19 protein-coding genes and 1 pseudogene are annotated in these 22,139 nt (G+C 37.8%); 8 read left to right on the top strand and 12 right to left on the bottom strand.

Translation table 11 applies throughout. The features are described 5' to 3' along the window. Positions 1-3: 3 nt before the first annotated feature. Complete coding sequence (locus tag BMW42_RS05160; RefSeq protein ID WP_092766649.1) at positions 4-408, bottom strand: YcfL family protein; 405 nt, start codon at positions 406-408, stop codon at positions 4-6. 20 nt (positions 409-428) lie between these two features. Then, positions 429-1,799 carry a COG3014 family protein gene (locus BMW42_RS05155; RefSeq protein WP_228143085.1) on the bottom strand — a complete coding sequence of 457 codons (1,371 nt, stop codon included), beginning with the start codon at positions 1,797-1,799 and terminating at the stop codon, positions 429-431. 309 nt (positions 1,800-2,108) lie between these two features. Between BMW42_RS05155 and BMW42_RS05150 the strand changes: the two genes are divergently transcribed. Continuing rightward, positions 2,109-2,663: a YqgE/AlgH family protein gene (locus BMW42_RS05150; protein ID WP_035266003.1), complete on the top strand. Its 555-nt coding sequence runs from the start codon at positions 2,109-2,111 to the stop codon at positions 2,661-2,663. After that, on the top strand, positions 2,656-3,099 hold the full coding sequence (gene ruvX, locus BMW42_RS05145; protein WP_092766648.1) for a Holliday junction resolvase RuvX: 444 nt from the start codon (positions 2,656-2,658) through the stop codon (positions 3,097-3,099). Before BMW42_RS05150 ends, ruvX begins: the two co-directional genes overlap by 8 nt. 16 nt (positions 3,100-3,115) lie before the next feature. Here ruvX and BMW42_RS05140 read toward each other — a convergent pair whose 3' ends face one another. Continuing rightward, positions 3,116-3,739, bottom strand: coding sequence for an alpha-ketoglutarate-dependent dioxygenase AlkB family protein (locus BMW42_RS05140; RefSeq protein ID WP_092766647.1), 624 nt, complete (start codon positions 3,737-3,739; stop codon positions 3,116-3,118). A gap of 135 nt (positions 3,740-3,874) precedes the next feature. Here BMW42_RS05140 and BMW42_RS05135 point away from each other — a divergent pair, with 135 nt between their 5' ends. Beyond that, positions 3,875-5,677, top strand: a complete 1,803-nt coding sequence (locus BMW42_RS05135; protein ID WP_092766646.1) for an ABC transporter ATP-binding protein — start codon at positions 3,875-3,877, stop codon at positions 5,675-5,677. A gap of 3 nt (positions 5,678-5,680) precedes the next feature. On the opposite strand, the pseudogene BMW42_RS05130 reads toward BMW42_RS05135, so the two are convergent. The 5 genes and pseudogenes from BMW42_RS05130 to uvrC all read right to left on the bottom strand — a co-directional run bounded on the left by BMW42_RS05130 (position 5,681) and on the right by uvrC (position 10,081). Then, a pseudogene (locus BMW42_RS05130) lies at positions 5,681-6,214 on the bottom strand (DUF4269 domain-containing protein). 121 nt (positions 6,215-6,335) lie between these two features. Further along, positions 6,336-6,623 carry a hypothetical protein gene (locus BMW42_RS05125; RefSeq protein ID WP_092766644.1) on the bottom strand — a complete coding sequence of 96 codons (288 nt, stop codon included), beginning with the start codon at positions 6,621-6,623 and terminating at the stop codon, positions 6,336-6,338. Positions 6,624-6,680: 57 nt separating this feature from the next. After that, entirely contained in the window at positions 6,681-7,268 is a 588-nt protein-coding gene (pgsA, locus tag BMW42_RS05120) for a CDP-diacylglycerol--glycerol-3-phosphate 3-phosphatidyltransferase (protein ID WP_035265993.1), read from the bottom strand. Between the two features lie 103 nt (positions 7,269-7,371). Further along, entirely contained in the window at positions 7,372-8,166 is a 795-nt protein-coding gene (locus BMW42_RS05115; RefSeq protein ID WP_092766643.1) for an acyl-CoA thioesterase, read from the bottom strand. A gap of 115 nt (positions 8,167-8,281) precedes the next feature. Then, on the bottom strand, positions 8,282-10,081 hold the full coding sequence (gene uvrC / locus BMW42_RS05110; RefSeq protein WP_092766642.1) for an excinuclease ABC subunit UvrC: 1,800 nt from the start codon (positions 10,079-10,081) through the stop codon (positions 8,282-8,284). A 228-nt stretch (positions 10,082-10,309) separates the two neighbouring features. Between uvrC and BMW42_RS05105 the strand changes: the two genes are divergently transcribed. Further along, positions 10,310-11,359 (top strand): AAA family ATPase, encoded by a 1,050-nt coding sequence (locus BMW42_RS05105; RefSeq protein ID WP_092766641.1) that lies wholly within the window; start codon positions 10,310-10,312, stop codon positions 11,357-11,359. 32 nt (positions 11,360-11,391) lie between these two features. On the opposite strand, the gene BMW42_RS05100 is transcribed toward BMW42_RS05105, so the two are convergent. Further along, positions 11,392-12,345, bottom strand: coding sequence for a hypothetical protein (locus BMW42_RS05100; protein ID WP_092766640.1), 954 nt, complete (start codon positions 12,343-12,345; stop codon positions 11,392-11,394). A 129-nt stretch (positions 12,346-12,474) separates the two neighbouring features. Then, positions 12,475-13,389, bottom strand: coding sequence for a lipid A hydroxylase LpxO (gene lpxO / locus BMW42_RS05095; protein WP_092766639.1), 915 nt, complete (start codon positions 13,387-13,389; stop codon positions 12,475-12,477). Between the two features lie 505 nt (positions 13,390-13,894). Between lpxO and fadB the strand changes: the two genes are divergently transcribed. From fadB to drt2, 3 genes are all read left to right on the top strand, one after another. Then, the gene (fadB, locus tag BMW42_RS05090; protein ID WP_092766638.1) at positions 13,895-16,048 is read left to right on the top strand and encodes a fatty acid oxidation complex subunit alpha FadB; all 2,154 of its coding nucleotides are present in this window, start codon (positions 13,895-13,897) and stop codon (positions 16,046-16,048) included. 12 nt (positions 16,049-16,060) lie between these two features. Beyond that, positions 16,061-17,233, top strand: coding sequence for an acetyl-CoA C-acyltransferase FadA (fadA, locus tag BMW42_RS05085; RefSeq protein ID WP_035265978.1), 1,173 nt, complete (start codon positions 16,061-16,063; stop codon positions 17,231-17,233). Between the two features lie 416 nt (positions 17,234-17,649). After that, positions 17,650-19,014 (top strand): antiviral reverse transcriptase Drt2, encoded by a 1,365-nt coding sequence (drt2, locus tag BMW42_RS05080; protein WP_092766637.1) that lies wholly within the window; start codon positions 17,650-17,652, stop codon positions 19,012-19,014. Positions 19,015-19,253: 239 nt separating this feature from the next. Here drt2 and BMW42_RS05075 read toward each other — a convergent pair whose 3' ends face one another. After that, positions 19,254-19,766 (bottom strand): hypothetical protein, encoded by a 513-nt coding sequence (locus tag BMW42_RS05075; RefSeq protein ID WP_092766636.1) that lies wholly within the window; start codon positions 19,764-19,766, stop codon positions 19,254-19,256. Positions 19,767-20,023: 257 nt separating this feature from the next. Between BMW42_RS05075 and BMW42_RS05070 the strand changes: the two genes are divergently transcribed. Beyond that, complete coding sequence (locus tag BMW42_RS05070) at positions 20,024-21,019, top strand: Lnb N-terminal periplasmic domain-containing protein (protein ID WP_092766635.1); 996 nt, start codon at positions 20,024-20,026, stop codon at positions 21,017-21,019. A gap of 54 nt (positions 21,020-21,073) precedes the next feature. On the opposite strand, the gene BMW42_RS05065 is transcribed toward BMW42_RS05070, so the two are convergent. Continuing rightward, positions 21,074-21,868 (bottom strand): hypothetical protein, encoded by a 795-nt coding sequence (locus BMW42_RS05065; protein ID WP_092766634.1) that lies wholly within the window; start codon positions 21,866-21,868, stop codon positions 21,074-21,076. Positions 21,869-22,139: the final 271 nt, after the last annotated feature.

The following is a 22,139-nucleotide window of genomic DNA, read 5'->3' as shown; positions in this document are numbered from 1 at the left end:
TCCTTAATCTTTCTTTAAATAAACAACAACATCTACAGCTGATGGATTTGGTGCCACAGATTGGACTGTTTTTACTTCACGTCCAGTGAGTTGAATCGGCTTCCAACGGGAGCCTTCAGGATTGACCTCCATCCCTTGTGCATCAACCCATACAATTTTGTACTCGAAATTTTTATTCACATACCAACGGTCTTTGATTGACAGAGATACTTTCTTTAAATCACCAATGGTTGCCATGCTTACACGCTCAATCATCACCTCTGATGTAAGCTTAGGATTATTACCAATTGTTTTTACGACATAACTTCCATCTAAAGCGGTATGAGTTGAAAGTGAGTTTGATGCTGTACAACCTACTAAAACAGCAGAAAAGCCAAGCGCCAATGTAATTTTAAAAATAGAATTCATAATTAACTCTTTATAAATTTTTAGTGAGAGACTGTACTAACACTAGTCGTAATTTTATCGTTCACGTCATTCACATAAACGAATACTGTTTGATTAGGCAAAGCCTCCAACTTCATAATTTCACTTTTTGCTTTACGTCCAAGGATCTGCAAAGAATGAACACCTGGCTTTAATTCAAATCTTGATATTTGAGTATTACTTGGAAGCGTAGACCAAGCTCTCAAATCTGCACGCTCAGTGGCTATATTCATTAATGTCCCTGCCAATTGACCAATCGCACCAAGTTGATTACCCAACTCTTGCTGAACCGCGTATTTTGCTGTTGTTCTTATTATTTGAGTAGTGACAGTATTGAGTGTTTTTTCTTTTAACTCTTTAACTGCTAATGCTCCAATATCATTCAGTACAAAGCTTTGATGTATCGTCTTATCTCCCACCTTCACTCGCAGTGTCTGAGGTATTTGATATGTACTAGGTTCATAAGTTGCAAACGCAATATTCACGATGCCATTCGGCAAAGGTAACGCTAATTTATTTTCAATTTTTTCTGGGACTGTCCCCTGTTCAATAAAAACGATAACAGGAACGAAATTACCTTTTTTAATTTGGCTATGATCTAAACGCTTAACATCTTTAGCAATATATTGATCAGGCTGTAATTCATATGATTTTTTATAATCAACAAGTGCATCATTTAATTCACCTGTAGCCTCCCATAAATTTGCCGCCATATAAAAAGCATAGGCATTCTGATATGAATTTTTAATTTTGCCAGCAATTGGATCTAATCCTACAAAAGCTTCATCAAGCACATTAAAAGCTGATGATGTATTAGCATTGCTTTCTTTTTCTTTAAGCTTTTCAGCTTTTTTTTCTAATTCCTTTTGATGATCTATTTCGATTTCTCGCTGTATGCGCTGAGCTATACGCATTTCAACGCCAGCAGCTTCTGGATTATTTAAATAAATATAATTTTTGGCCTGAGCAACGTGAGCCAATACTTGCTCATAACGAGGCACATCATAAGGCACGACGGAGTCATTACTCAGTAATGATAAAGCTTTAAAACCTAGACGGCTCACACTTACTTTAGCTCTATTATTTTGTTTATCTATTATCTCAAAAGCTTGCTTATACACCTCGGCACTTTCTTGATACTGATGATTAACTTGTAAAAGACGAGCTTTTTCAAGTAAATAAAGTCCTGCATCTTTTGATTTAATTTTTTTATCAAAACTCTCAATAATATTTGATGCTAACTCACCATTTAGATGGCTTCTAAACAAACTCCCATCTTCAGCATAAGTACTAAAAACAGCACCATTTGTAGTACTACACAATCCCAGTAAAACAAACGAAAAAAAAAGTGTATTTTTTTTAAAAAAATTCATGATCTAAATTAATTTATTACCCCTTATCAAAATGATACAAATATTAATATTATGTTTCAATAAAACAACAAATTACAAAATTAAGATACAATATCCTGAGTTCAGTTACACTTAACAATATATATTTTAAAGTTTTAGATAATCGTTAAAAGAATAAAAAAAACACTTAATTACTTAATATTACTAAATTTTAATTGTTACAATTTTTTTTATATTTTTGAGTTCCTTATTTCTTTTTACCATATTTTTTCAAATCTATATAAATTAAGGTATTGTTCTTGGAAAGACATATTTTGGAGAAGCCATTAGGTGAGTAAACAATTTCTAACGCACCGTTGCCTGATTGCCCCACCTGATTTAGCAGATGATTTCTTCGCAAATAGTGTGGTCTATATTGCTCGTCATGATCATGAAGGTGCGCAGGGAATTATGATCAATCGTCCAGCTGGGATTCAGGTTAAAGAACTCTTAACAGATCTTGATATCGTTGCAGATCATGTTCACCCACATGATGTCTTACAAGGTGGTCCTTTACGACCAGAAGCGGGTTTTGTACTTCATACAGGTCAACCTACTTGGCATGCGTCCATCGCTGTAGGTGAAAACCTTTGTTTAACAACTTCAAAGGATATTCTTGATGCAATCGCACACAATGAAGGTGTTGGTCGCTATCAAATTGCTTTAGGCTATGCCAGTTGGAGTAAAAATCAGTTGGAGCAAGAAATCGCTCGAGGTGACTGGCTCATTTGTGACTCTGATATGGATTTGATTTTTAACTTACCCTATGACGATCGCTGGGACGCTGCCTATAGAAAAATGGGGGTCGATCGTACATGGCTTTCATCTGAGATTGGACATGCCTGATTCAACTACCGCTCAACTCATTATGGCCTTTGACTTTGGCACACAAAAAACAGGAATGGCTGTAGGATCGTCTATTATTGAAAGTGCTACGCCACTTTCACTTTTACCGATGAAAGATGGCATTCCCAATTGGGATGATCTACTCAAAATTGTAAAACAGCATTCTCCAAATCTGTTTTTAGTCGGGCTACCACTGAATATGGATGATAGCGAATCGGAACTATCAACACGAGCACGTAAATTTGCTCGTCGTTTAAGACACAAAACCAATATAGAAACATGGATGGTGGATGAGCGATTAACAACTCGCGAAGCGCGTGATGAACTCGATCATTATCAGGCGCAAGGGCGTGGAAAAAAGTTGTCCGCAGACAGCTTGGCAGCTGCTTTATTTATTGAAAGTTGGTATCGTAATCCTCAAGGTATTCAACCTTAATAGAATACTTACCATTTCATCTAGGATAAAAATAGCGAAAGGTTAAATTGATTCTAGGCTCTAATACTTTGGTTGATTTCGCTAAAGTGTGTTTCCAAAAACGCTGTGTTTTACCTTTCATTACAATTAACTGTCCTGATTGTAGATATATTTCCGCAGTATGAGTTTTATCACGATGTTTAAATCTAAATTTTCGTGTTGCACCGAGACTCAGTGAGGCAATGACAGTCTCGCCATGTTCAGGATCTCTTAATGCAGCCTCATCATCACTATGCCATCCTACACCTTGAGTTCCATCTTCATACAAATTAGCAAAACAAGAATTAAATTGAACTCCTGTTATAAGTTCAATTTTTTGCTTGAGTGCTAATAATTTCAAATCCCAAATCTGTGCTTGTTTATCCATTCCTGAATAGTGATATTGATAGTTTTGGTCACCATACCATACGACTTTACGACCCGTCTTAAAATATTGGCCGTATAAAATCACTTCATCCTGTTTCCAAGCCAAACCTTCTAAAAAATAATCGAAATAATCCTGTGATTCAGCATGAGTAAGTATAAGGCCGTAATCTTCTACAATCCCATCACAAGGTAGGAGATTTGAATTGGGTTCGGGTGCAAACAGCTCGAAGTTCATAACCAATTTGCCATGAAAATATAACCGTATATTAGCTGAATATTTCAACTGACAAATTGAAACATTGTGAACGCTTGTGACACTGGACAATCAAGCTTAGACTGGCATAAATCTAGACAATAAAAACAATCGCTTATGAATTTATGGCAACTTTTTCTAAAACTTAAACCTTTCGTTCGACCTTATCGCTTTTTAGTGATTGCCACTCTCTTTCTTACGCTCATCGGCTCATTCACAGCTCAAGTGAATGCACTCACTTTGCAGTATGCGGTTGATGAAATTAATGCGCTGGTTGAGAATGGCTTTGGCTTAGCCGAAGGCTGGAATATCCTGATTACCATTACAGCGATATTATTGGGTAAAGAAGTGATTAATGCTTTTGTGCAATTCGGACAAAAGTTTTATGGTGAAAAACTTAGAATTTTTATTTCACAAGATTTAGCACAAGGCATCATTGAAAAATTTCTGACCTATAGATTAGCTTTTTTCAACGAAGAGAATAATCAGGCGGGAAAATTACAAACACGAATCGATCGTGGTATTGGTTCTCTGACTCGTCTAGTTCAAATATTCTTTATTGACATTTTGCCGTTATTTACCAGTGCAATCGTGGCTTTAGGATTAATGTACTACGCCAACTTTTATGTTGGCTTGGTGGCGACCACTATCGTTCCAATCTACTTCTGGTTAACTTATAAACAAGCACAAAAACTCGGAGGCTGGCGTCGAAATTTACGTGATGGTCGAGAAAAGAAAAGCCAAGGTATCCTCGGAATTATTAATTCAATTACGGTTATCAAATCTTTCAACCGCGAGTCAATAGAATCAACCAAACAACTCAAACTACAAAAAGAACTCACAGATAATCAAATGCAAACCCGTCAGGTCAGCTTTTTATTTGATGGGTTAAAAACCTTTATTGAACAAATAGGTATTGTTTTAATCATCATCCTAACTGCGTATTTTGTGCTTGATGGTCAGATGAGCATCGGTATGATCATGTTTCATGTACTGTTGTTCAATAATGTATCCGCACCAATTCGCTCCTTACATCGTATATATGATGAAGTGAATGATGCCATGATCTATTCAGAAAGCTTCTTTAAAATTTTAGAAGCAGATGATCAAATTGAACCTACAGGTCAACTCAAACCGCAAATTCAAGGAAAATTTACGCTGAAAAATGTTGAATTCTTTTATCCAAACGGTCACCACGCACTAAAGAATATCAATATGGAGATTCGACCCAATAAAATTACTGCATTAGTTGGCTTATCAGGTGCGGGAAAATCAACCTTAATCAGTCTTTTAGATAAATTTTATGAACCTAATCAGGGGTGTATCGAACTCGATGGAATCGATCTCAATCAAATTGATACACAATATTTGAGAGATCATATTGGATTAGTCCTACAAAAAAATCATATTTTCCAAGGGACTATTCTTGAAAATATTCGCTATGGTAAAACAGATGCTACTGAAGAAGACGTGATCATTGCTGCTAAAAAAGCATCCATTCATGAGCAAATTTTACAACTTCCAGATGGCTATCATTCCGATGCATTGCAACTCTCTGGAGGACAACAACAGCGCATTGCGATTGCTCGTATGTTCTTGAAAAATCCACCGATTATCTTTTTAGATGAACCGACAGCGAGTTTGGATGCCATTGCTTCGGAACAAATTAAACAAAGCCTTGATGAGATTAAACAAGGACGTACTGTCATTATTATCTCGCACAGCCTGTCGCAAATTATCGATGCGGATTACACCTATGTCATGAAAGAAGGCGAAATTGCCGAGCATGGAGAACATGATACCCTTTACCATCAAGACGGTGTATATAAACAAATTTTTGATGCGATGGCTAAAAGTTTGAATATCGAAAAAATTGCAAAAACTTTTGAAGACGATGGGGATGAGGAAACCCATAGTTAAAGTTTAATCTAGGTAACCTTGACATTGAAGCAGTTGAATCAACACACAGTCATCTGCTTCATAGAGCTGACTTAACTTCGTGTAAGGATCACCATCGAGCGCTAATATTTGTGCAAATGCAGGTTCAGTTTTTATACCTTTTCGCTAAAGGCGAATGATTTCCTGTTTAAATTGGTCATTTGCCAAATATAATATTCTATGTTCAACGTAGAAGTGCTGGAATCCCGCCTGCTGATGAATTGGTGTTGTAGAACAAAATATCTCAATTGACCAAGCACAATATTCGAATCGGCAAATCCAAGTATCACGTTCAAAATAACTTCGCTCAATGCACCATGCCTTATATGTTTGAAATAATTTTAGTGTTTCAATCAAATGATTCTCTTGCTCAATCGGATAACTACAAATGAGGTCGATATCACTTTGTGCTGTTGCAATTCCTAATGGTGGCGTACCGACCACTGTAACTTGATACCGCTTGAGTAATTCCAAAAGGTTTAAGTCATCAATGACTTTCTGAAAGTGTATTTTTTTCATTGTTATTTTTAATCTCTAAGATGATTCAACTTTAAAGCGGTTGAATCCCCCAATATGGATTACTTTAACCCTCAGCAGAAAAGCTTAAGCAATTAAGGTTATTTTTGATTTTCGATAACATCTAACGCATAAGGTATGCTTTCTCTTTTGAATATTGATAGCTGCCTAACGCTTCTTTGAGCGCTTGATCAATATAATTTTGCACTTGTTTTGACGCTTCATGGCTATGCTCACCGAGTTGAAAATATCCATCTCTCGCAATATTTGCTTCATTTGTATAAATCTCAGAATGAGATAGACAATACGCGATTCCATCATTATGCAAATACTCTTGTGCCCGTGATAAATCATCCGCATAAATGCTTGAACTCGACAAGATACTCAAAGCAATAGCAAATTTACTTCTCATTTTTTAATTCACGTTCTTAACGAAATAAAAAAAGCGCCTTTTGGCGCTTTAAATATATTAAGGTTGTTTTAGATATGGCCATGCCGCTCTTAAATAAATAAACATGGACCACAGTGTTAAAATTACAGCGGTATACAACAAACCATATGCAACTAATTCAAGTGGTTTCCAATTGAGTAAAAACACCGAAATAGCAATCATCTGAAAAGCTGTTTTATATTTGCCAACCGTTGATACAGCTACATTGGTACGTGCACCGAGCTCAGCCATCCACTCACGTAAAGCAGAAACCGTAATCTCGCGTGAAATAATCACAATCGCAGCAAAAGCCATCGAAATTGTAGGTTGCCATTGCACCAAAACAATCAATGCTGCTGCGACCATTAATTTATCCGCAACAGGATCTAAAAAACGTCCGAATGCAGAAGTCTGATTCAATGTTCTTGCCAAATAACCATCAAACCAATCTGTGACAGCAGCAATCACAAAAATTGCAGTCAGAATGATATGACGCGTCATACCCCCTTCATGCCCACCCACACCAATCGCAGGAGGCCAATAGGCAATAATTAAAAAAACAGGTATTAACGCAATACGTGCTAGCGTCAAGATATTTGGTATATTCAGGATGCGACCTGTAGACATAGACACCGCCAGTTTGCCCCAATTACAGCTAAAATTTGCAATAAAAACTTGAGCTTTGATTCTTTAATCCGCTTACTTTAAACGATTCACTACCCGCTGTCGACTAGGTAAAAATCGCGACAGTCTGTCTACAAATTGCAACGAGACGGTCATTATGGTCCCAAATATGAGCATATTCAGTAGAATAACCATGCGCAGAATGATCTGTAAATACTTTATATTTAAACCAATCTCGTCGGTCAGCTTGAATAGGTTCTAACAGCGTCACATACCAAGAAATTGAACTTCCCGGTGCTGGTTTTTTTAATATAGGAAAAATTCCTGCAGGCCAAATATCTAACATTGCTATAAATTCAGGCATGCTCAGCGGACCTGCTTCAAATTTAGACTCTGCATATCGAAACCACCCGCCAAAATCTGGCTTTTCAGCAGCCGTACAAGGGTATTTCCCTTCAGCCCAAATCAGATCATAGTTCTGATAGCATTGCGGCATAAGAGGATGATAAGGCAACTTAACTAAACTTTCAGGCGAATCATACTGTGGTGCTGTGCGAGTTTGATCCATATTCACAACTGATTCACGGTCTGAACCAAAACTTGCCAGCAGAATTCCCTGTACAGCATCATCCTGCCAAATCCGAGCCTCAATATTGGTCACAGATTTACCTTGCCTTAAAATTTCCACTGTCACTTTAACTGGCTTTTCCTGAACAGGACCCACAAATACCACACTGGTGCTCAATAATCTTTTTTGAGGGTCATGAATCATTTGTGTTGCTTTGTGTAGCATCATCGCCGTGGTTAAACCACCAAAAATGGTACGACCTTGCAACCAGCCCTCAGGAATCTCCACCCATTCTTGTTGATCAATTTCTTGAAATACCTGTCCAAATGACATGTGCAACCCTTTTATTTTAAATTTCTTATCGCGCTAGCATGCTGAATTTTCAGATTGAGGTAAATGATCAATGACTCGCAGGTCAATGATCATTTTGGCAAATTGATATGCATGATTACTCATGCAAGATTTTGTACACAGTCCGAGCGAGATTTGCACCAAAACCTGGGACTAAATTCAGATCCTTTTCAGAGGCTTTTAATACCCCTTGAATCCCACCAAAATGTGTTAATAAATCACGGCGTCGTTTTGGTCCTAGCCCTGGAATGGCTTCTAAAACTGACTGCCCACGACGTTTATCGCGCTTGGCACGATGTTTAGTAATGGCAAATCGATGCGCCTCATCACGAACCTGTTGAATTAAATGTAGCGCTTTATGGTCTTCAGACAGTTGAATCTTTGTGCCATCAGTGAAATGTAAGGTTTCCAAACCAGGCTTACGTCCTTCCCCTTTTGAAACCCCCACCATGAATGCATCCAATCCAAGATCTTGCATGACCTGCATTGCCATATGTAATTGCCCTTTACCACCATCGATGAGAAGCAAATCTGGCAGCATCGCCTTCTTATACCGTCGTGTCAAAGCCTGACGCATGGCAGCATAATCATCACCGCCAGTGATATCTTCGATAGCAAACTGACGGTAATCGCGCTTGCGAGCCCCTCCACTATCAAAGACAACACAAGAAGCGATCGTTGCTTCGCCCATCGTATGGGATATATCAAAACATTCGATACGATCAATTGGACGTCCGACCACCTCTTCTAACTGATGAAAACGTTCATTCAATTCATAATGGTTAGCAAGTTGTCCTTTAATGGCATGCTGTACATTCATGGTCGCAAGCTCGAGCCATTCTGCACGGGTTTCTCGAACTTTTGATTTAATCAGAATTTTTTTGCCAAAATTTTGTTGTAGTGCCTCTTCTATGTCTTTCTTGTCTGGCAGCTCCACGTTGACGATTAATTCTGTTGGAATCTCATCGGCAACTTGGAAATAAAAGTTCGCGATAAAATCTGCCAGCATTTGTCCCAAATCATCGCCCAACATATCTGGGAAATAACTTTTTCCTCCCAACATCTTCCCATTACGCACATGCATAATCTGAACGCACGTTACCCCCGCTTGGTATGCGATCGCCAATATATCTGCTTCACCTTTGACTTTATAAATCGCTTGTTGCGTTTGGACATCACGCAATAATGCCATCCGATCACGATAAAAAACGGCTTTTTCAAATTCAAGAGCATCTGCTGCCGCTTCCATTTTGGCAATTAATTCTTGATTAAGCTCACCTGTATCCCCTTGTAAAAAGCGAATTGAGTTATCGACATCATCTTTATAATCTTCAGGTGATATCATGCCCACACATGGAGCTGAGCAACGTTTAATTTGATACTGCAAACACGGTCTTTTACGTTGCGCAAAATAACTATTTTCACATTGGCGGACATTGAATAATTTTTGTAAGACCACCAATGTATCACGTGCATTAAAAGCACTTGGATAAGGTCCAAAAAATTTACCTGCTTGATGTTTCCCCTTACCACGACCTGCTGCAATACGTGGATAAGGCTTATCACTGGACACAAAAATATAGACGTAAGATTTATCATCTCGCAGCATGATGTTATATGGCGGTCGATGAAGCTTAATTAAGTTTTGTTCAAGAAGTAATGCTTCCGTTTCTGAGCGGACCACCATGGTTTCAATATCATGAATGCGGGCAACTAAAGCCTGTGTTTTGGGATGCTCAATGGTTTTAACAAAATAGCTAGAAACACGATTTTTTAAATTCTTGGCTTTTCCCACATACAACAACTCTCCATCTTTACCTAACATGCGATAGACACCAGGCAAAGTCGTAAGATTGGCTAAGATTTTTTCAATGTGTTCACGTGCGTTTTCGTTCACAAGCAGCCTTTAATGTAGAGTCAGTCATTCATGCAACAGCATGAGCTTATTGTGATGGTAACGCGCTCTATTTCAAGTGCATTTCGGTAGACGATTTTAAAACCTTGTTGATCCAACAGTTCAGGGTAATGATCGCAGATTTTATAATCAGCTGATTGTTAAAAAGTCTGAGTTGTTAAATTCAAGTTTGATATGCTTTTCAACTGATTCATTCATGGATGCGCCAACATGACTGCGACCGATCGTGCTTTTCACGCCATACAACCTGCACTCTCATCCCATAGTCCTTCAGAAAAAGATCGACTCATTGGAAAGTCTCGCTTTCATTTTGAACCAGCCAAAGCGATGCAGTTATTGCGTGATCGTATCATTGGGCAAAATCCAGCCTTAGATGAAATCGAAAAACTGCTTCACGTAGTCAAAGCTGACTTTTCAAGTCCTGAACGCCCCTTGTCCGTCACCTTAATGCTTGGACCAACAGGTGTTGGTAAAACAGAGACTGTTCGTTTGATTGCTGAAGCGATTTATGGTCGTCCTGATGCATTTTGTCGTATCGATATGAATACACTGGCTCAAGAACATTATGCAGCCGCTTTAACAGGCGCTCCGCCCGGATATGTCGGTTCGAAAGAAGGTCACAGTTTATTCGATGAAACTGCGATTAATGGCTCTCATACCCGTCCTGGCATTATGCTGTTTGATGAACTTGAAAAAGCCTCTCCCGAAGTGATTCGTGGCTTAATGAATGTGTTGGATACAGGTCGTCTAACCCTTACTGCTGGAACAAAAACGATTGATTTTCGTAATTGTATGATTTTTATGACCAGTAATGCAGGAGCACGCGCAGCACAACAATATTTAGATAAATTAAATGTTTTACCACAAAAACTTCAAAATCTATGTTTAAAACGCCTACCCACGAAAGCCATCATTGAAAAAATACTGCATCGCAGTTTTGATCCCGAATTTCTTAATCGAATTGATCGTGTCCTTCATTATCAACCTGTTCAAGATGATGCACTCCCTAAATTGGTTGATATTGAACTGGAAAAACTCAACATTCGTTTGCAACATCAAAAACGTCAGGTTCATTTATCAGACCTTGCCAAAGCATATTTCTATCAGGGTCATGATATCCGCTTTGGGGCACGTCATTTAGCACGTAAAATGAGAACTGAACTAGAACCCATTATTGCGATCTACTTTCTAAAGCATCCAGATCAACTTCATCTCCAGCTGGATTGCAAAGACGGTCAGCTCTCGATCATCAATCAATAAAAAAAGCCCATTATGGGCTTTTTTTAAACAAATCATCTTAAACCAGGAATCGTGACAAAGGATTCTGCTGCCGTTTTATTATAATACGTACACCCTTTTTCAATATTTGCCATTAATAACTGATAACGCTGTCTATTTTCTGCAACTTCATCGTTCATTAGCAATTTTTCATAGAGCTTATATTCATCATCAGTCGTACGCTTCAAAGTTTGATGATATTCAGCAGGATATAGTTTGCTTTCAAATTCAATGGCTGTTGAATCATCTAAACTAATCTTCATACTGGTGTCAAAAATACTGCTAAAATTCATACCCATCCAACGATCTTTAGCGAGTTGAAATTTAACTATTGGATTTTTTTCATTTAAAAGATCAAGATACAGCAAGTTATCTTCATAAAATTGGTTAAAACTCTCTTCCAATGGTTCACTCGTGTTTGGATAGAGTTGTAAATAATCTACTCGGTTTTGTTCTGCTTTCTTTCTATAACAATAGCTACCTGAAGAAAAATTTTTAAGACCATCTTTGGCGATAAACAATCTCACATTAGGGCTCAAATCATTTCGATCAATGTTGCGATAACCTGGTAAAACTGTATCAAAAACATTTTTACCCGATAGGTTTACACGCTCCATTTCGATATCCGTTTGGATGTCATCAATGATATTCATCGTCCAATGACTAGGACTATTCACACTAAGCGTATTTTGGGCTTGATCATAGGTTTGATAGATACGATTTCGCGTCACAATCACACTATTCAACGGTTTAAAACTATCCGTATAAGTAAATTGTCCATTTTGAAATTCAATATAATTTAAGCCGAATCGATCATTGGAATTATAGTAAATTGAATAAAGTTGATCACCGTTTCGAAATTGTGTACTCGGTGATGATTCATACGAATCTCCCGACCCACCGCCGCCACAGGCACTTAAAAAAAACGGTAAAACACTTAGTACTAATATTGTTTTTTTGAGATTCATTTGAATTTTCTTTTGTATATTTTACAAATAAAAGCATAGCTTTTATTGAACCACTTCTCAATTTTAATTTACATCATTTTAAGTAAAATTAAAAAATGCGCCCTGAGGCGCATTTTGATCTGAATGCTCTTAAAACACATAAGGTCGAATAAAAATCAGGAAGAATATCCCTAACATCAAGAACCATTTTAAAAAGTAATATAACTGACGGTTCTTCGCTTTCAGTGCTTTTGCTTTCACACGCAAGCGATAAATATAACCAAATGCTTTGTTCAGACCACCCGTTTGATCCCCTGCTTCATTCGGTGAACTTGCCGCAGTCATTACATTTTTACCAAACCAATGATTAAACCGTTCCATCCAACGTGTCTTTAAAGGACGCTCTACATCAGCAAAGAAAATAATACGATTTTGATCCGTCGTGTTTTCTGCATAATGAATGTAGGTTTCATCAAACACAACGCTTTCACCATCTCTCCATGAATATCGCTGACCATCTACATCAATAAAGCAACGATCATCATTTGGCGTCAACAGCCCTAAATGATAGCGTAAAGATCCCGCATAAGGATCACGATGACGAACCAATCGACTATCAGGAGCAAGCTCAGTAAACATCGCCGCTTTAATGGTTGGCAATGTTTTAAGCAATGCTGTCGTTTTAGGGCACAGTTCTGCTGCTGAAGGATGTGCAGAGTCATACCATTTTAAATAAAAACGCTTCCAACCAGTTTTAAAAAATGAGTTAAAGCCTAGGTCATCATATTTTTCAGAGGCTTTGATCCCACCCTGCTCATATAAATCTTTGGCTTCATCACGAATCATTTCCCAATTTTCATCTAACACTTTTAAATCTTTAAAATGCTGTGTGTCGATATAAGGTTGGTTTGGCACCTTAGAGAACATATACATCAAAAAATTAATAGGTGCCAAAATGGTCGAATGATCAAAGAATTGACGATAGAACGAATGTCGTACTTTTCCACGACGTTGAATATACAGTGCCGATATGATGAATATCGCGAGAATAATCCACTTGATCATTGATTGACTCGGTTTATCTTTGGTTAGCGGGTTAAATGAAGAGATGCTGCACCTAAATTGAAAATGAATTGTTCCAATTTAGATGTATAGATAATCACGTAAATTGTATAATGACTACCCCAAACAACGAAACATTGTGTTCTACAAATAGACTTTTGATGGCTTTATATTTCAGTTTATTGACTTTTATGACGAAATTTAAAGTGCAAAATAACTTGAAATTACCTACCTACCCCAGATATAAGTTGAAGTGTTTTTAAATAAAATGCCAATTGAAACAATCGCTTTATTGTAAGAAGAACAAACTCTACATGCGCATCTGCTGTTTTATAACGCATGCTGGTGCAATAAATAGATGACCATTGCGTCACGGCTTGATACAACTTGTTATGTTCTTTTTCGATATAGTTATCGTAAGATTAGCGAAGCTTTAATGTGCGCAGGAAATACGCACTTGCTTCACAACATCAACTTAGAAGTCCTCCAAAAAAAAGGAGATCAGGGCATGATCCACGCTGGCAATGCCATTACCGTCCAAATGCTTTCGGACGGAATTGCAGAATTCCGCTTTGACTTACAAGGTGAGTCGGTTAATAAATTCAACCGCGCAACAATTGACGACTTTAAAGCTGCAATTGCTGCTGTTCAATCAAACGCTGAGATCAAAGGTCTTATCGTTACATCTGGTAAATCTACATTTATCGTTGGTGCAGACATCACTGAGTTTGGTGAAAACTTTGCGCAAGGCGAACAAGTCATTGTAGATTGGGCGATGCCTGTTCATGAAATTTTCAATTCATTCGAAGATTTAAATATTCCTAAAGTTGCTGCAATCAATGGTATGGCATTGGGCGGCGGTTTCGAAATGTGCTTGGTGTGTGACTATCGCGTGATGTCAGAATCAGCACAAGTTGGTCTTCCAGAAATTAAACTTGGGATCATTCCTGGTTTCGGTGGTACTGTTCGTCTAAGCCGTGTTATCGGTATCGATAACGCTGTTGAATGGATGGCAATGGCGAACCCGAAAAAAGCACCTGCTGCACTTAAAGATGGTGCGGTCGATGCGGTGGTTGCTGCTGATAAATTACAAGATGCTGCGATCTCTATCGTTAAACAAGCAATCGAAGGTCGTTTAGACTGGAAAGCGAAGCGTCAAGAAAAATTAGATCCAATTAAGTTGAATCCATTAGAACAAATGATGGCTTTCAACTCGTCTAAAGGTGTGGTGCTTGCGAAAGCTAATCCTGCACAATACCCTGCGCCAAAATTATTGCTTGATTCTATGCAAGCAGGTTCAAGCTTAGATCGTGCTGGTGCACTTCGCCAAGAAGCTGAACACTTTGCAAAAGCAGCGGTAACGCCACAAGCAGGCGCGTTGATTGGTCTATTCATCAACGACCAAGTTGTGAAGAAAACTTCGAAAAAATATGAACAAGGCGCTCACCCTGTAAATCAAGCTGCAGTACTTGGTGCAGGTATCATGGGTGGTGGTATTGCTTATCAAGCGGCAAGCAAAGGCACACCAATTATCATGAAAGATATTGGTAACCCACAACTTGCTTTAGGAATGAAAGAAGCAAACGGCCTCCTAACTAAACAAGTTGAACGTAAGAAAATCAAGCCTGCTCAAATGGGTGAAACGCTTGCACGTATCCGTCCGACATTAAGCTATGATGAGTTTAAAGAAGTCGATATCGTGATCGAAGCGGTAACTGAAAACCCGAAAGTGAAAGGTATCGTACTCAAAGAAACTGAATCTAAAGTACGTGAAAACACGATCATTGCATCAAATACCTCTACGATCTCAATCACGCGTTTGGCTGAAAACCTTGAACGTCCTGAGAACTTTGTAGGGATGCACTTCTTCAACCCAGTGCATATGATGCCTTTGGTTGAAGTGATCCGCGGTGAAAAAACTTCACCTGAAGCTATTGCAACGACTGTCGTACTCGCTCAAAAAATGGGTAAAACCCCGATCGTTGTCAATGACTGCCCGGGCTTCCTTGTAAACCGCGTATTGTTCCCTTACTTTGGTGCGTTTGACCTTCTTCTTAAAGACGGCGCTGACTTCCAACAAGTCGACAAAGTGATGGAAAAATTTGGCTGGCCAATGGGTCCTGCATACTTAATGGACGTTGTCGGTATTGATACTGGCGTTCACGGTGCAGAAGTGATGGCTGAAGGTTTCCCTGACCGTATGAAGCCTGATTTCAAAGGTTCAATCCAAACAATGTATGAAGCACAACGTCTTGGTCAAAAGAACGATGTTGGTTTCTACAAATATGAATTGGACAAGAAAGGCAAGAAAGCAAAAACTGTTGATCCAACAGCGTATGACGTGATTGCTTCTGTCGTGACTGGTGAAAAACGTGAATTTGATTCTCAAGAGATCATTGACCGTATGATGATTGCTTTCTGTAACGAAACTGTTCGTTGCTTAGAAGACAACATCGTTGCAACACCAAACGAAGCAGATATGGCAATGATCATGGGTGTAGGCTTCCCTCCATTCCGTGGTGGTCCATGCCGTTACATCGATCAAACTGGTGTAGCTGAGTATGTTGCGCTTTGCGATAAGTATGCGCATTTAGGTAAGGCTTATGAAGCGCCACAAATGTTGCGTGACATGGCTGCTAACAATAAAAAATTCTACGGTTAAGGAGCAACGTGAATGGCTACTTTAAATCCACGTGACGTTGTCATCGTTGATGGCGTACGTTCAGCAATGGGTAAAACCAAAAATGGTATGTTCCGCAATGTACGTGCCGATAACTTATCTGCTGAATTAGTTCGTGCATTGGTTGCTCGTAACCAGTTTGATGTGAACGAAGTTGAAGATGTGATCTGGGGTTGTGTGAACCAGACTCTAGAGCAAGGCATGAACATCGGTCGTAACATCGTGTTATTGGCAGACTTACCAAAAACTGTTGCAGGTCAAACTGTTAACCGTCTTTGCGGTTCTTCAATGCAAGCAATTCATACCGCAGCTGCTCAAATTGCGACAAACCAAGGTGATATCTTCATCATTGGTGGTGTAGAGCACATGGGGCATGTTGGCATGATGCACGGTATCGACTTGAACCCACAAGCATCTAAACATTATGCAAAAGCATCTAACATGATGGGCTTAACGGCTGAAATGTTAGGTCGTATGAATGGCATTAGCCGTGAAGAGCAAGACGCTTTTGGTGTTGAATCTCACCGTCGTGCTTGGGCTGCTACTCAAGAAGGTCGTTTCAAAAACGAAATCATTGGTGTTGAAGGTCATGATGCAAATGGCTTCAAAATCCTATGTGATGTAGACGAAGTGATTCGTCCAGATGCGAACCTTGAAGCATTTAAAGCGTTGCGTCCTGTGTTTGACCCTAAAGGCGGTACAGTGACTGCTGCTACATCATCAGCGTTGTCTGACGGTGCATCTGCAATGTTATTGATGTCTGCTGAGCGTGCACAAGCATTAGGTCTTAAGCCACGTGCTGTAATTCGCTCTATGGCAGTTGCAGGTTGTGATGCTGCGATCATGGGTTATGGCCCAGTTCCAGCAACTCAAAAAGCGCTTAAACGTGCTGGCTTGAGCATTGGTGACATTCAAACTGTTGAGTTAAACGAAGCATTTGCTGCTCAAGGTCTTTCAGTATTGAAAGGTCTAGGTTTACATGACAAACAAGACATCGTGAACTTAAACGGTGGTGCGATTGCGCTTGGTCACCCATTGGGCTGTTCTGGTGCGCGTATCACAACTACGCTTCTAAACGTGATGGAACAACAAGATACACAAATCGGTCTTGCGACGATGTGTATTGGTTTAGGTCAAGGTATCGCAACTGTGATCGAACGTGTTTAAGTTTTAAATACGAGACCAAAAGAAACCCCGCTTAATGCGGGGTTTCTTCATTCAAAACAAATAGATATTGTAGAACATTGTTATTCTTAGTATATTAATTAAGCCTATATTATTGAATATGGGGAAGGTAATCTGTTGTCAAGTATTGCACCACATAATATTAGAACGATTTCTAATACATCTGGTGAAACAATGCAAACTGCTTGGAACCATATACAGACAATGTATGTTGAACTCCACAGAATGTAATCAATGCTTCTCATAGTATAATCCTTTCGTGATCTAAAGACGATGTAGGAGTTTTTCTTCTAGAGGGTACGTAATTTTGGGTACTTGGGTATGCTCAAGGAACTTTATTCTTAGAATAGAGCGTGTCAAAACGAGGATTATCGTCAGCCTTTTCTTGAGTTTTCTAAATGAATATTGATTATAATTTTTTTAAAAACCGTCAGAAATCTTATTTACATTTCGATTACCCTCTCCCACCTGAGAAAATATTTAGTTTCGTTACTAATCCTCAAAATATTGAAAAACATTCTTTTTTTCCCTTTATTCACTTTGAAATCAGCTCATATAAAATAAAAAAGAAAGGTTATAAAGTCGTGAACGGAAAAAAAACTACTATTGTTGAAAAGAAACCTCCAAAAATTAGACCTATAAAATACTCAGCTCATATAGATGGGCATATATATGCTTATTATGCATATTTACTGTCTGAAAATTATGAAAAAATATTGTTTGAGAAGAATATTAGTGATTCAGTATTAGCTTTTAGAAAACTTCCAGAATCTCCCAATAACATACATTTTGCTAAGAATGTGTTTGACGAGATCAAAAATAGAAAAGACTGCTCTGTTCTTTGTATTGATATAAAAAGTTTTTTTGATGAGCTAGATCATCAACTTTTGAAAAAATCTTGGCAAAATATTCTTGGTTTAGAAATACTACCTAAGGATCACTATAAAGTTTTTAGATCAATTACTAAATTTTCGTATGTCCACAAAAATGATGTTTATCATCATCTAAATTTGTCACTTAATCAAAATTATAAAAATTTAAAAAGATTGTGTTCAGTCTCTGAGTTTCGCGAGAAAATTCGAAAAAAGGAAATCATAAAAACTCATACAGACTCTAAAGGAATCCCCCAAGGCTCTGCAATTAGTGCTTTTTTATCAAATATTTACATGCTTGACTTTGACGAAAAAATACATATCAAAGTAGAGAAAGCAGGTGGAAAGTATTATCGCTATTGTGATGATATTTTAATAATCTGTAACAAGAAAGATCACTTGTACATACTTACAGACATCCAAGCTCTTATTAAAAAACTTAATTTAGTCATTCATCCAGAAAAAACAAAAATTGTCCATTTTGCAAATGGATTACGAGTTTCAAAGGATGAGTTGCAATATTTAGGTTTTACGTATGATGGAAAAAAAATTTTATTAAGAGACACTGGACTAGCTAAATATTCTCATAAAGTAATGAAAGCAATAAAAATGTCTAATAAACATCTTTTAAAAATAAACCAAGCTCGAATTAATCGTGGCGAGTTGCCTCTTGAACGCCACAAAAAGCATATTTATAGGAGATTCTCATTCATTGGCTCAAGGAATTATATAAGTTATGCTCTTCGTGCATCTAAAATCATGAATGAACCAGCAATTAAAAAGCAGATCAAACCTCATTGGAAAAAAATTCAACAACATATTCAGAAGTATGAATACAATAATTCCTTTCATTACTGTTCAGAATGGTCTATTCAACATACCCATAGATGAAAAATATCCAAATTTTAAAATTGCAAAATTTATTCATTTAAGAAGCTAGCTAACACTAATTTTATCTCATCAAACGATCCATACCCATCACTTGCTAAAAATCCTGCATCAAAAATCATGGCATCAGCAGAATTTAACTGCTGAGCAAGTTTAATAATATGGCATTAGCACATTACGATCATTTTTAAAAACAAATGCCAGTCACACGATTTACTTCATTAAACAACTTTCACTGCAATTTATTTACTTGGAAAAGCAGCTTGTACTTGTTTATCTCCAAACATCAACTTGAAACGAGACAGATCTGAATTCATTTTCACCGAACCACTTTTCACAGCGTCTATTGCAGTATTACGATCAATCCCCAAAGGTTCTAACATTCTAAAAATGCCTGAACTTGGATCATTCGACTGTAAACCTGCTACAACAGACAAAACATACTGCTGCTGTAAAGGTGATAGATGACTCATATCAGGCACTGGGGTTTTTGGTTGAATATTCAGTGCAGGTGAACTTTGCTCTAAAGTAGCATTTTGAATATCCTGCTCTTTTTTGATCACTTGATGTTGCAAAGATTGACGCACCTTTTGATCTTCTTGAAAAGGTGTAACAGTCGTCACAACTTCATCACGTAAGTCATCGTCCGCCAACAATTGAATTGAAGGCAGGCTTGCAATATTTTCGGCATGAGTCAAACTCATCAGCAAAGCTGAGATCACACCGAACATCAAACGTAATTTAGAATTAGTCATAAGCAAGACTCTGACATGCATCGTTCAAATCGAGCACCAAGAAAGAAGAATAACTAAACAAATAGAGCTATTATTTATCTAAACTACACCAATTTATTTACGTATTCATCAGCACTCAGATAAATGGTTTCAAGTGTTTTTTAAAGGTTTTGCTAAGCAACTGAATTTCAAGACTCGGTCTGATTTTACAAATATGGACTTCAAAGCTTAACTTCAATTCATTATAAAAATAGAAAACTCATACATATCCATCAGCCATGAAAACTAAAATAAAAAACAGCCTACTCGTTATATTTTTATGTCTCACATCACTCTGGGCAATCTTATTCATTTGGACACATCAGCCTGTTAATGCCATTTTCACTTATGCACTAATCTTGTTTTGGGTTGGACTTGCCATCATTACAGGGATATTCCATTTCAAGCAACACAGCTATAAGCCCTATTTCACATGGGCGTATTTGATTATTTTTTTGATTGCCATGATTAGCTTTTTTTCCTTAGAGCCGCGCAATGATCGCGTTTGGCAGGATGAAACCGACAAAATTATTCAATTCCAATTCAAAGATGGCAAAGTGGAATTACAGAATGTCAGAAATTTTATTTGGCACAGTGATAAAGACTACGTGACGCGATGGGAAACACGACAATACGATTTAGAAAAGTTAGATCGTATAGATTTAGTGGTATCACATTTTATGCAAGGTCCTATTGCGCATGTTTTTATTACATTTGGTTTTGATGATGGCGGACATCTCGCATTTTCTTTAGAAGTTCGTCAGGAAAAAGATGAAGGATTCTCCACCATTGGCGGGTTTTTTCGGCAGTATGAATTGGCACTGGTCGTAGGCGATGAAAATGATTTGATTTATACCCGCTCAAATATTCGCGAAGAAGATGTCTATATTTATCCAATTCAAATGAATCAAACCGAAATTCAGATGTTGTTTTTAGAATTCTTGAACAAAGCCAATCGGCTAAATCATACCCCAGTTTGGTATAACACCTATATCAGTAATTGTACGACCATCTTGTTTGATTTATTAGAACATGCAGTAGGACAAATTCCACGAGATTATCGCGTGACACTGCCAGGTTTAATTCCAAACTATTTATATGACAAAAAAGTGCTCGATAATGGTATCACCTTAGATCAATGGAAAGAAAAAGCGCACATTAATCCTAAAATTGAGCATGTTCATGATGTACATTTACTTTCAAGTAAAGCCTTCTCTGCCTTACTCCGTGAGTAAAGCAGGCGTCCATTGTTTATAACCACGCTGAAAGAAACAACCAAGAAAGTTTGTTTATTGCGTTTCTTCCTGAACAGCAGGCTCTGAACTTGGACTTTGATTCACTGTTTGTGCTTCAATCACTTCGGCATTTTGATTTTTTAACTGATCAATTTCGCGTTGTAATTGATTTAATTCGCGATATAACTCGTTAAAGCGATTCACACTGAGATCACTTTTAAATAGGATCATTTCGTTACGGCGTTGCCAGTCATGATTCTTCAAAAACTCAAACATTTCTTCAGCTTTTTTTGTGATCTTAAGTTCTAAAGCAAACAAAGCTTGATCATTATTATGCTGTCGGCTGAATTTTAACTTTTCTTTCATTGGCTCACGCAAGTCTGATTTCATCTCCAAAGCATCAAGCGCTTGTAAAGCTGTCGCATAAATTTGTTGGTCACGCATTTGATATTCAGATTGAATTTTCTTCACTTGGACAAACATCTTTTCGGTGTTTTGATATTTATTCTTTTTATCTAATTCTAGGCGACGAACGTTCAGAAACTCATCCCACTTGGCTTGATCTAACTCACGTAAATACATATTTCGTGATTCAATATTGTCTACCCAATACTTCAAAATAAATTCAGAAAGTACTTTATAGTCACCATCCAAACGCTCATCTTCAACTTTAAAATTCAGAGGGGTTTTCCAATCCTTCGCTTGAACATAAAGCTGCTCAATTTTTTCCGTCATCACCAAATCAAATTGTTGACGTTGCACTTCATCATTTTTCTCATTTTGCGCGTACGCACAATAACCAAATAATAAGGTCACCATGACGATAACCATCGCTAAAATTCCGCGCATCTCAAACTCCTACCCTTTTTTTGTTTGAGTAATGAATCACTTGCGAACAATGACAAGCACATGAAGTGTATTGTATAGCATATTTTTTAAGCAGAAATAGGAATGAATTTAGTGGATATTGCTGTGATTTTGTCGATTTATTCGTGACTCTGTGATCAAGTTTCAATAATTTATTACGCAAAATTCATATTTTCGACGGAAATATCGCGGATTGAAACTCTGCGTTTCAGATTTAGACCTTTAATTTTGTTGTCATTGCCCACACTATAGA

Origin of the sequence: Acinetobacter sp. DSM 11652, assembly GCF_900109815.1 — a bacterium.
GTDB lineage: Bacteria > Pseudomonadota > Gammaproteobacteria > Pseudomonadales > Moraxellaceae > Acinetobacter.
This window is presented reverse-complemented; position numbering and strand designations above follow the sequence as displayed.

Coding starts and splice junctions, on each gene's coding strand:
- BMW42_RS05160 (WP_092766649.1), bottom strand. CDS start 408: ATGAATTCTATTTTTAAAATTACATTGGCGCTTGGCTTTTCTGCTGTT.
- BMW42_RS05155 (WP_228143085.1), bottom strand. CDS start 1,799: ATGAATTTTTTTAAAAAAAATACACTTTTTTTTTCGTTTGTTTTACTG.
- ruvX (WP_092766648.1), top strand. CDS start 2,656: ATGCCTGATTCAACTACCGCTCAACTCATTATGGCCTTTGACTTTGGC.
- BMW42_RS05140 (WP_092766647.1), bottom strand. CDS start 3,739: ATGAACTTCGAGCTGTTTGCACCCGAACCCAATTCAAATCTCCTACCT.
- BMW42_RS05135 (WP_092766646.1), top strand. CDS start 3,875: ATGAATTTATGGCAACTTTTTCTAAAACTTAAACCTTTCGTTCGACCT.
- BMW42_RS05125 (WP_092766644.1), bottom strand. CDS start 6,623: ATGAGAAGTAAATTTGCTATTGCTTTGAGTATCTTGTCGAGTTCAAGC.
- pgsA (WP_035265993.1), bottom strand. CDS start 7,268: ATGTCTACAGGTCGCATCCTGAATATACCAAATATCTTGACGCTAGCA.
- BMW42_RS05115 (WP_092766643.1), bottom strand. CDS start 8,166: ATGTCATTTGGACAGGTATTTCAAGAAATTGATCAACAAGAATGGGTG.
- BMW42_RS05105 (WP_092766641.1), top strand. CDS start 10,310: ATGACTGCGACCGATCGTGCTTTTCACGCCATACAACCTGCACTCTCA.
- BMW42_RS05100 (WP_092766640.1), bottom strand. CDS start 12,345: ATGAATCTCAAAAAAACAATATTAGTACTAAGTGTTTTACCGTTTTTT.
- lpxO (WP_092766639.1), bottom strand. CDS start 13,389: ATGATCAAGTGGATTATTCTCGCGATATTCATCATATCGGCACTGTAT.
- fadB (WP_092766638.1), top strand. CDS start 13,895: ATGATCCACGCTGGCAATGCCATTACCGTCCAAATGCTTTCGGACGGA.
- fadA (WP_035265978.1), top strand. CDS start 16,061: ATGGCTACTTTAAATCCACGTGACGTTGTCATCGTTGATGGCGTACGT.
- drt2 (WP_092766637.1), top strand. CDS start 17,650: ATGAATATTGATTATAATTTTTTTAAAAACCGTCAGAAATCTTATTTA.
- BMW42_RS05075 (WP_092766636.1), bottom strand. CDS start 19,766: ATGACTAATTCTAAATTACGTTTGATGTTCGGTGTGATCTCAGCTTTG.
- BMW42_RS05070 (WP_092766635.1), top strand. CDS start 20,024: ATGAAAACTAAAATAAAAAACAGCCTACTCGTTATATTTTTATGTCTC.
- BMW42_RS05065 (WP_092766634.1), bottom strand. CDS start 21,868: ATGCGCGGAATTTTAGCGATGGTTATCGTCATGGTGACCTTATTATTT.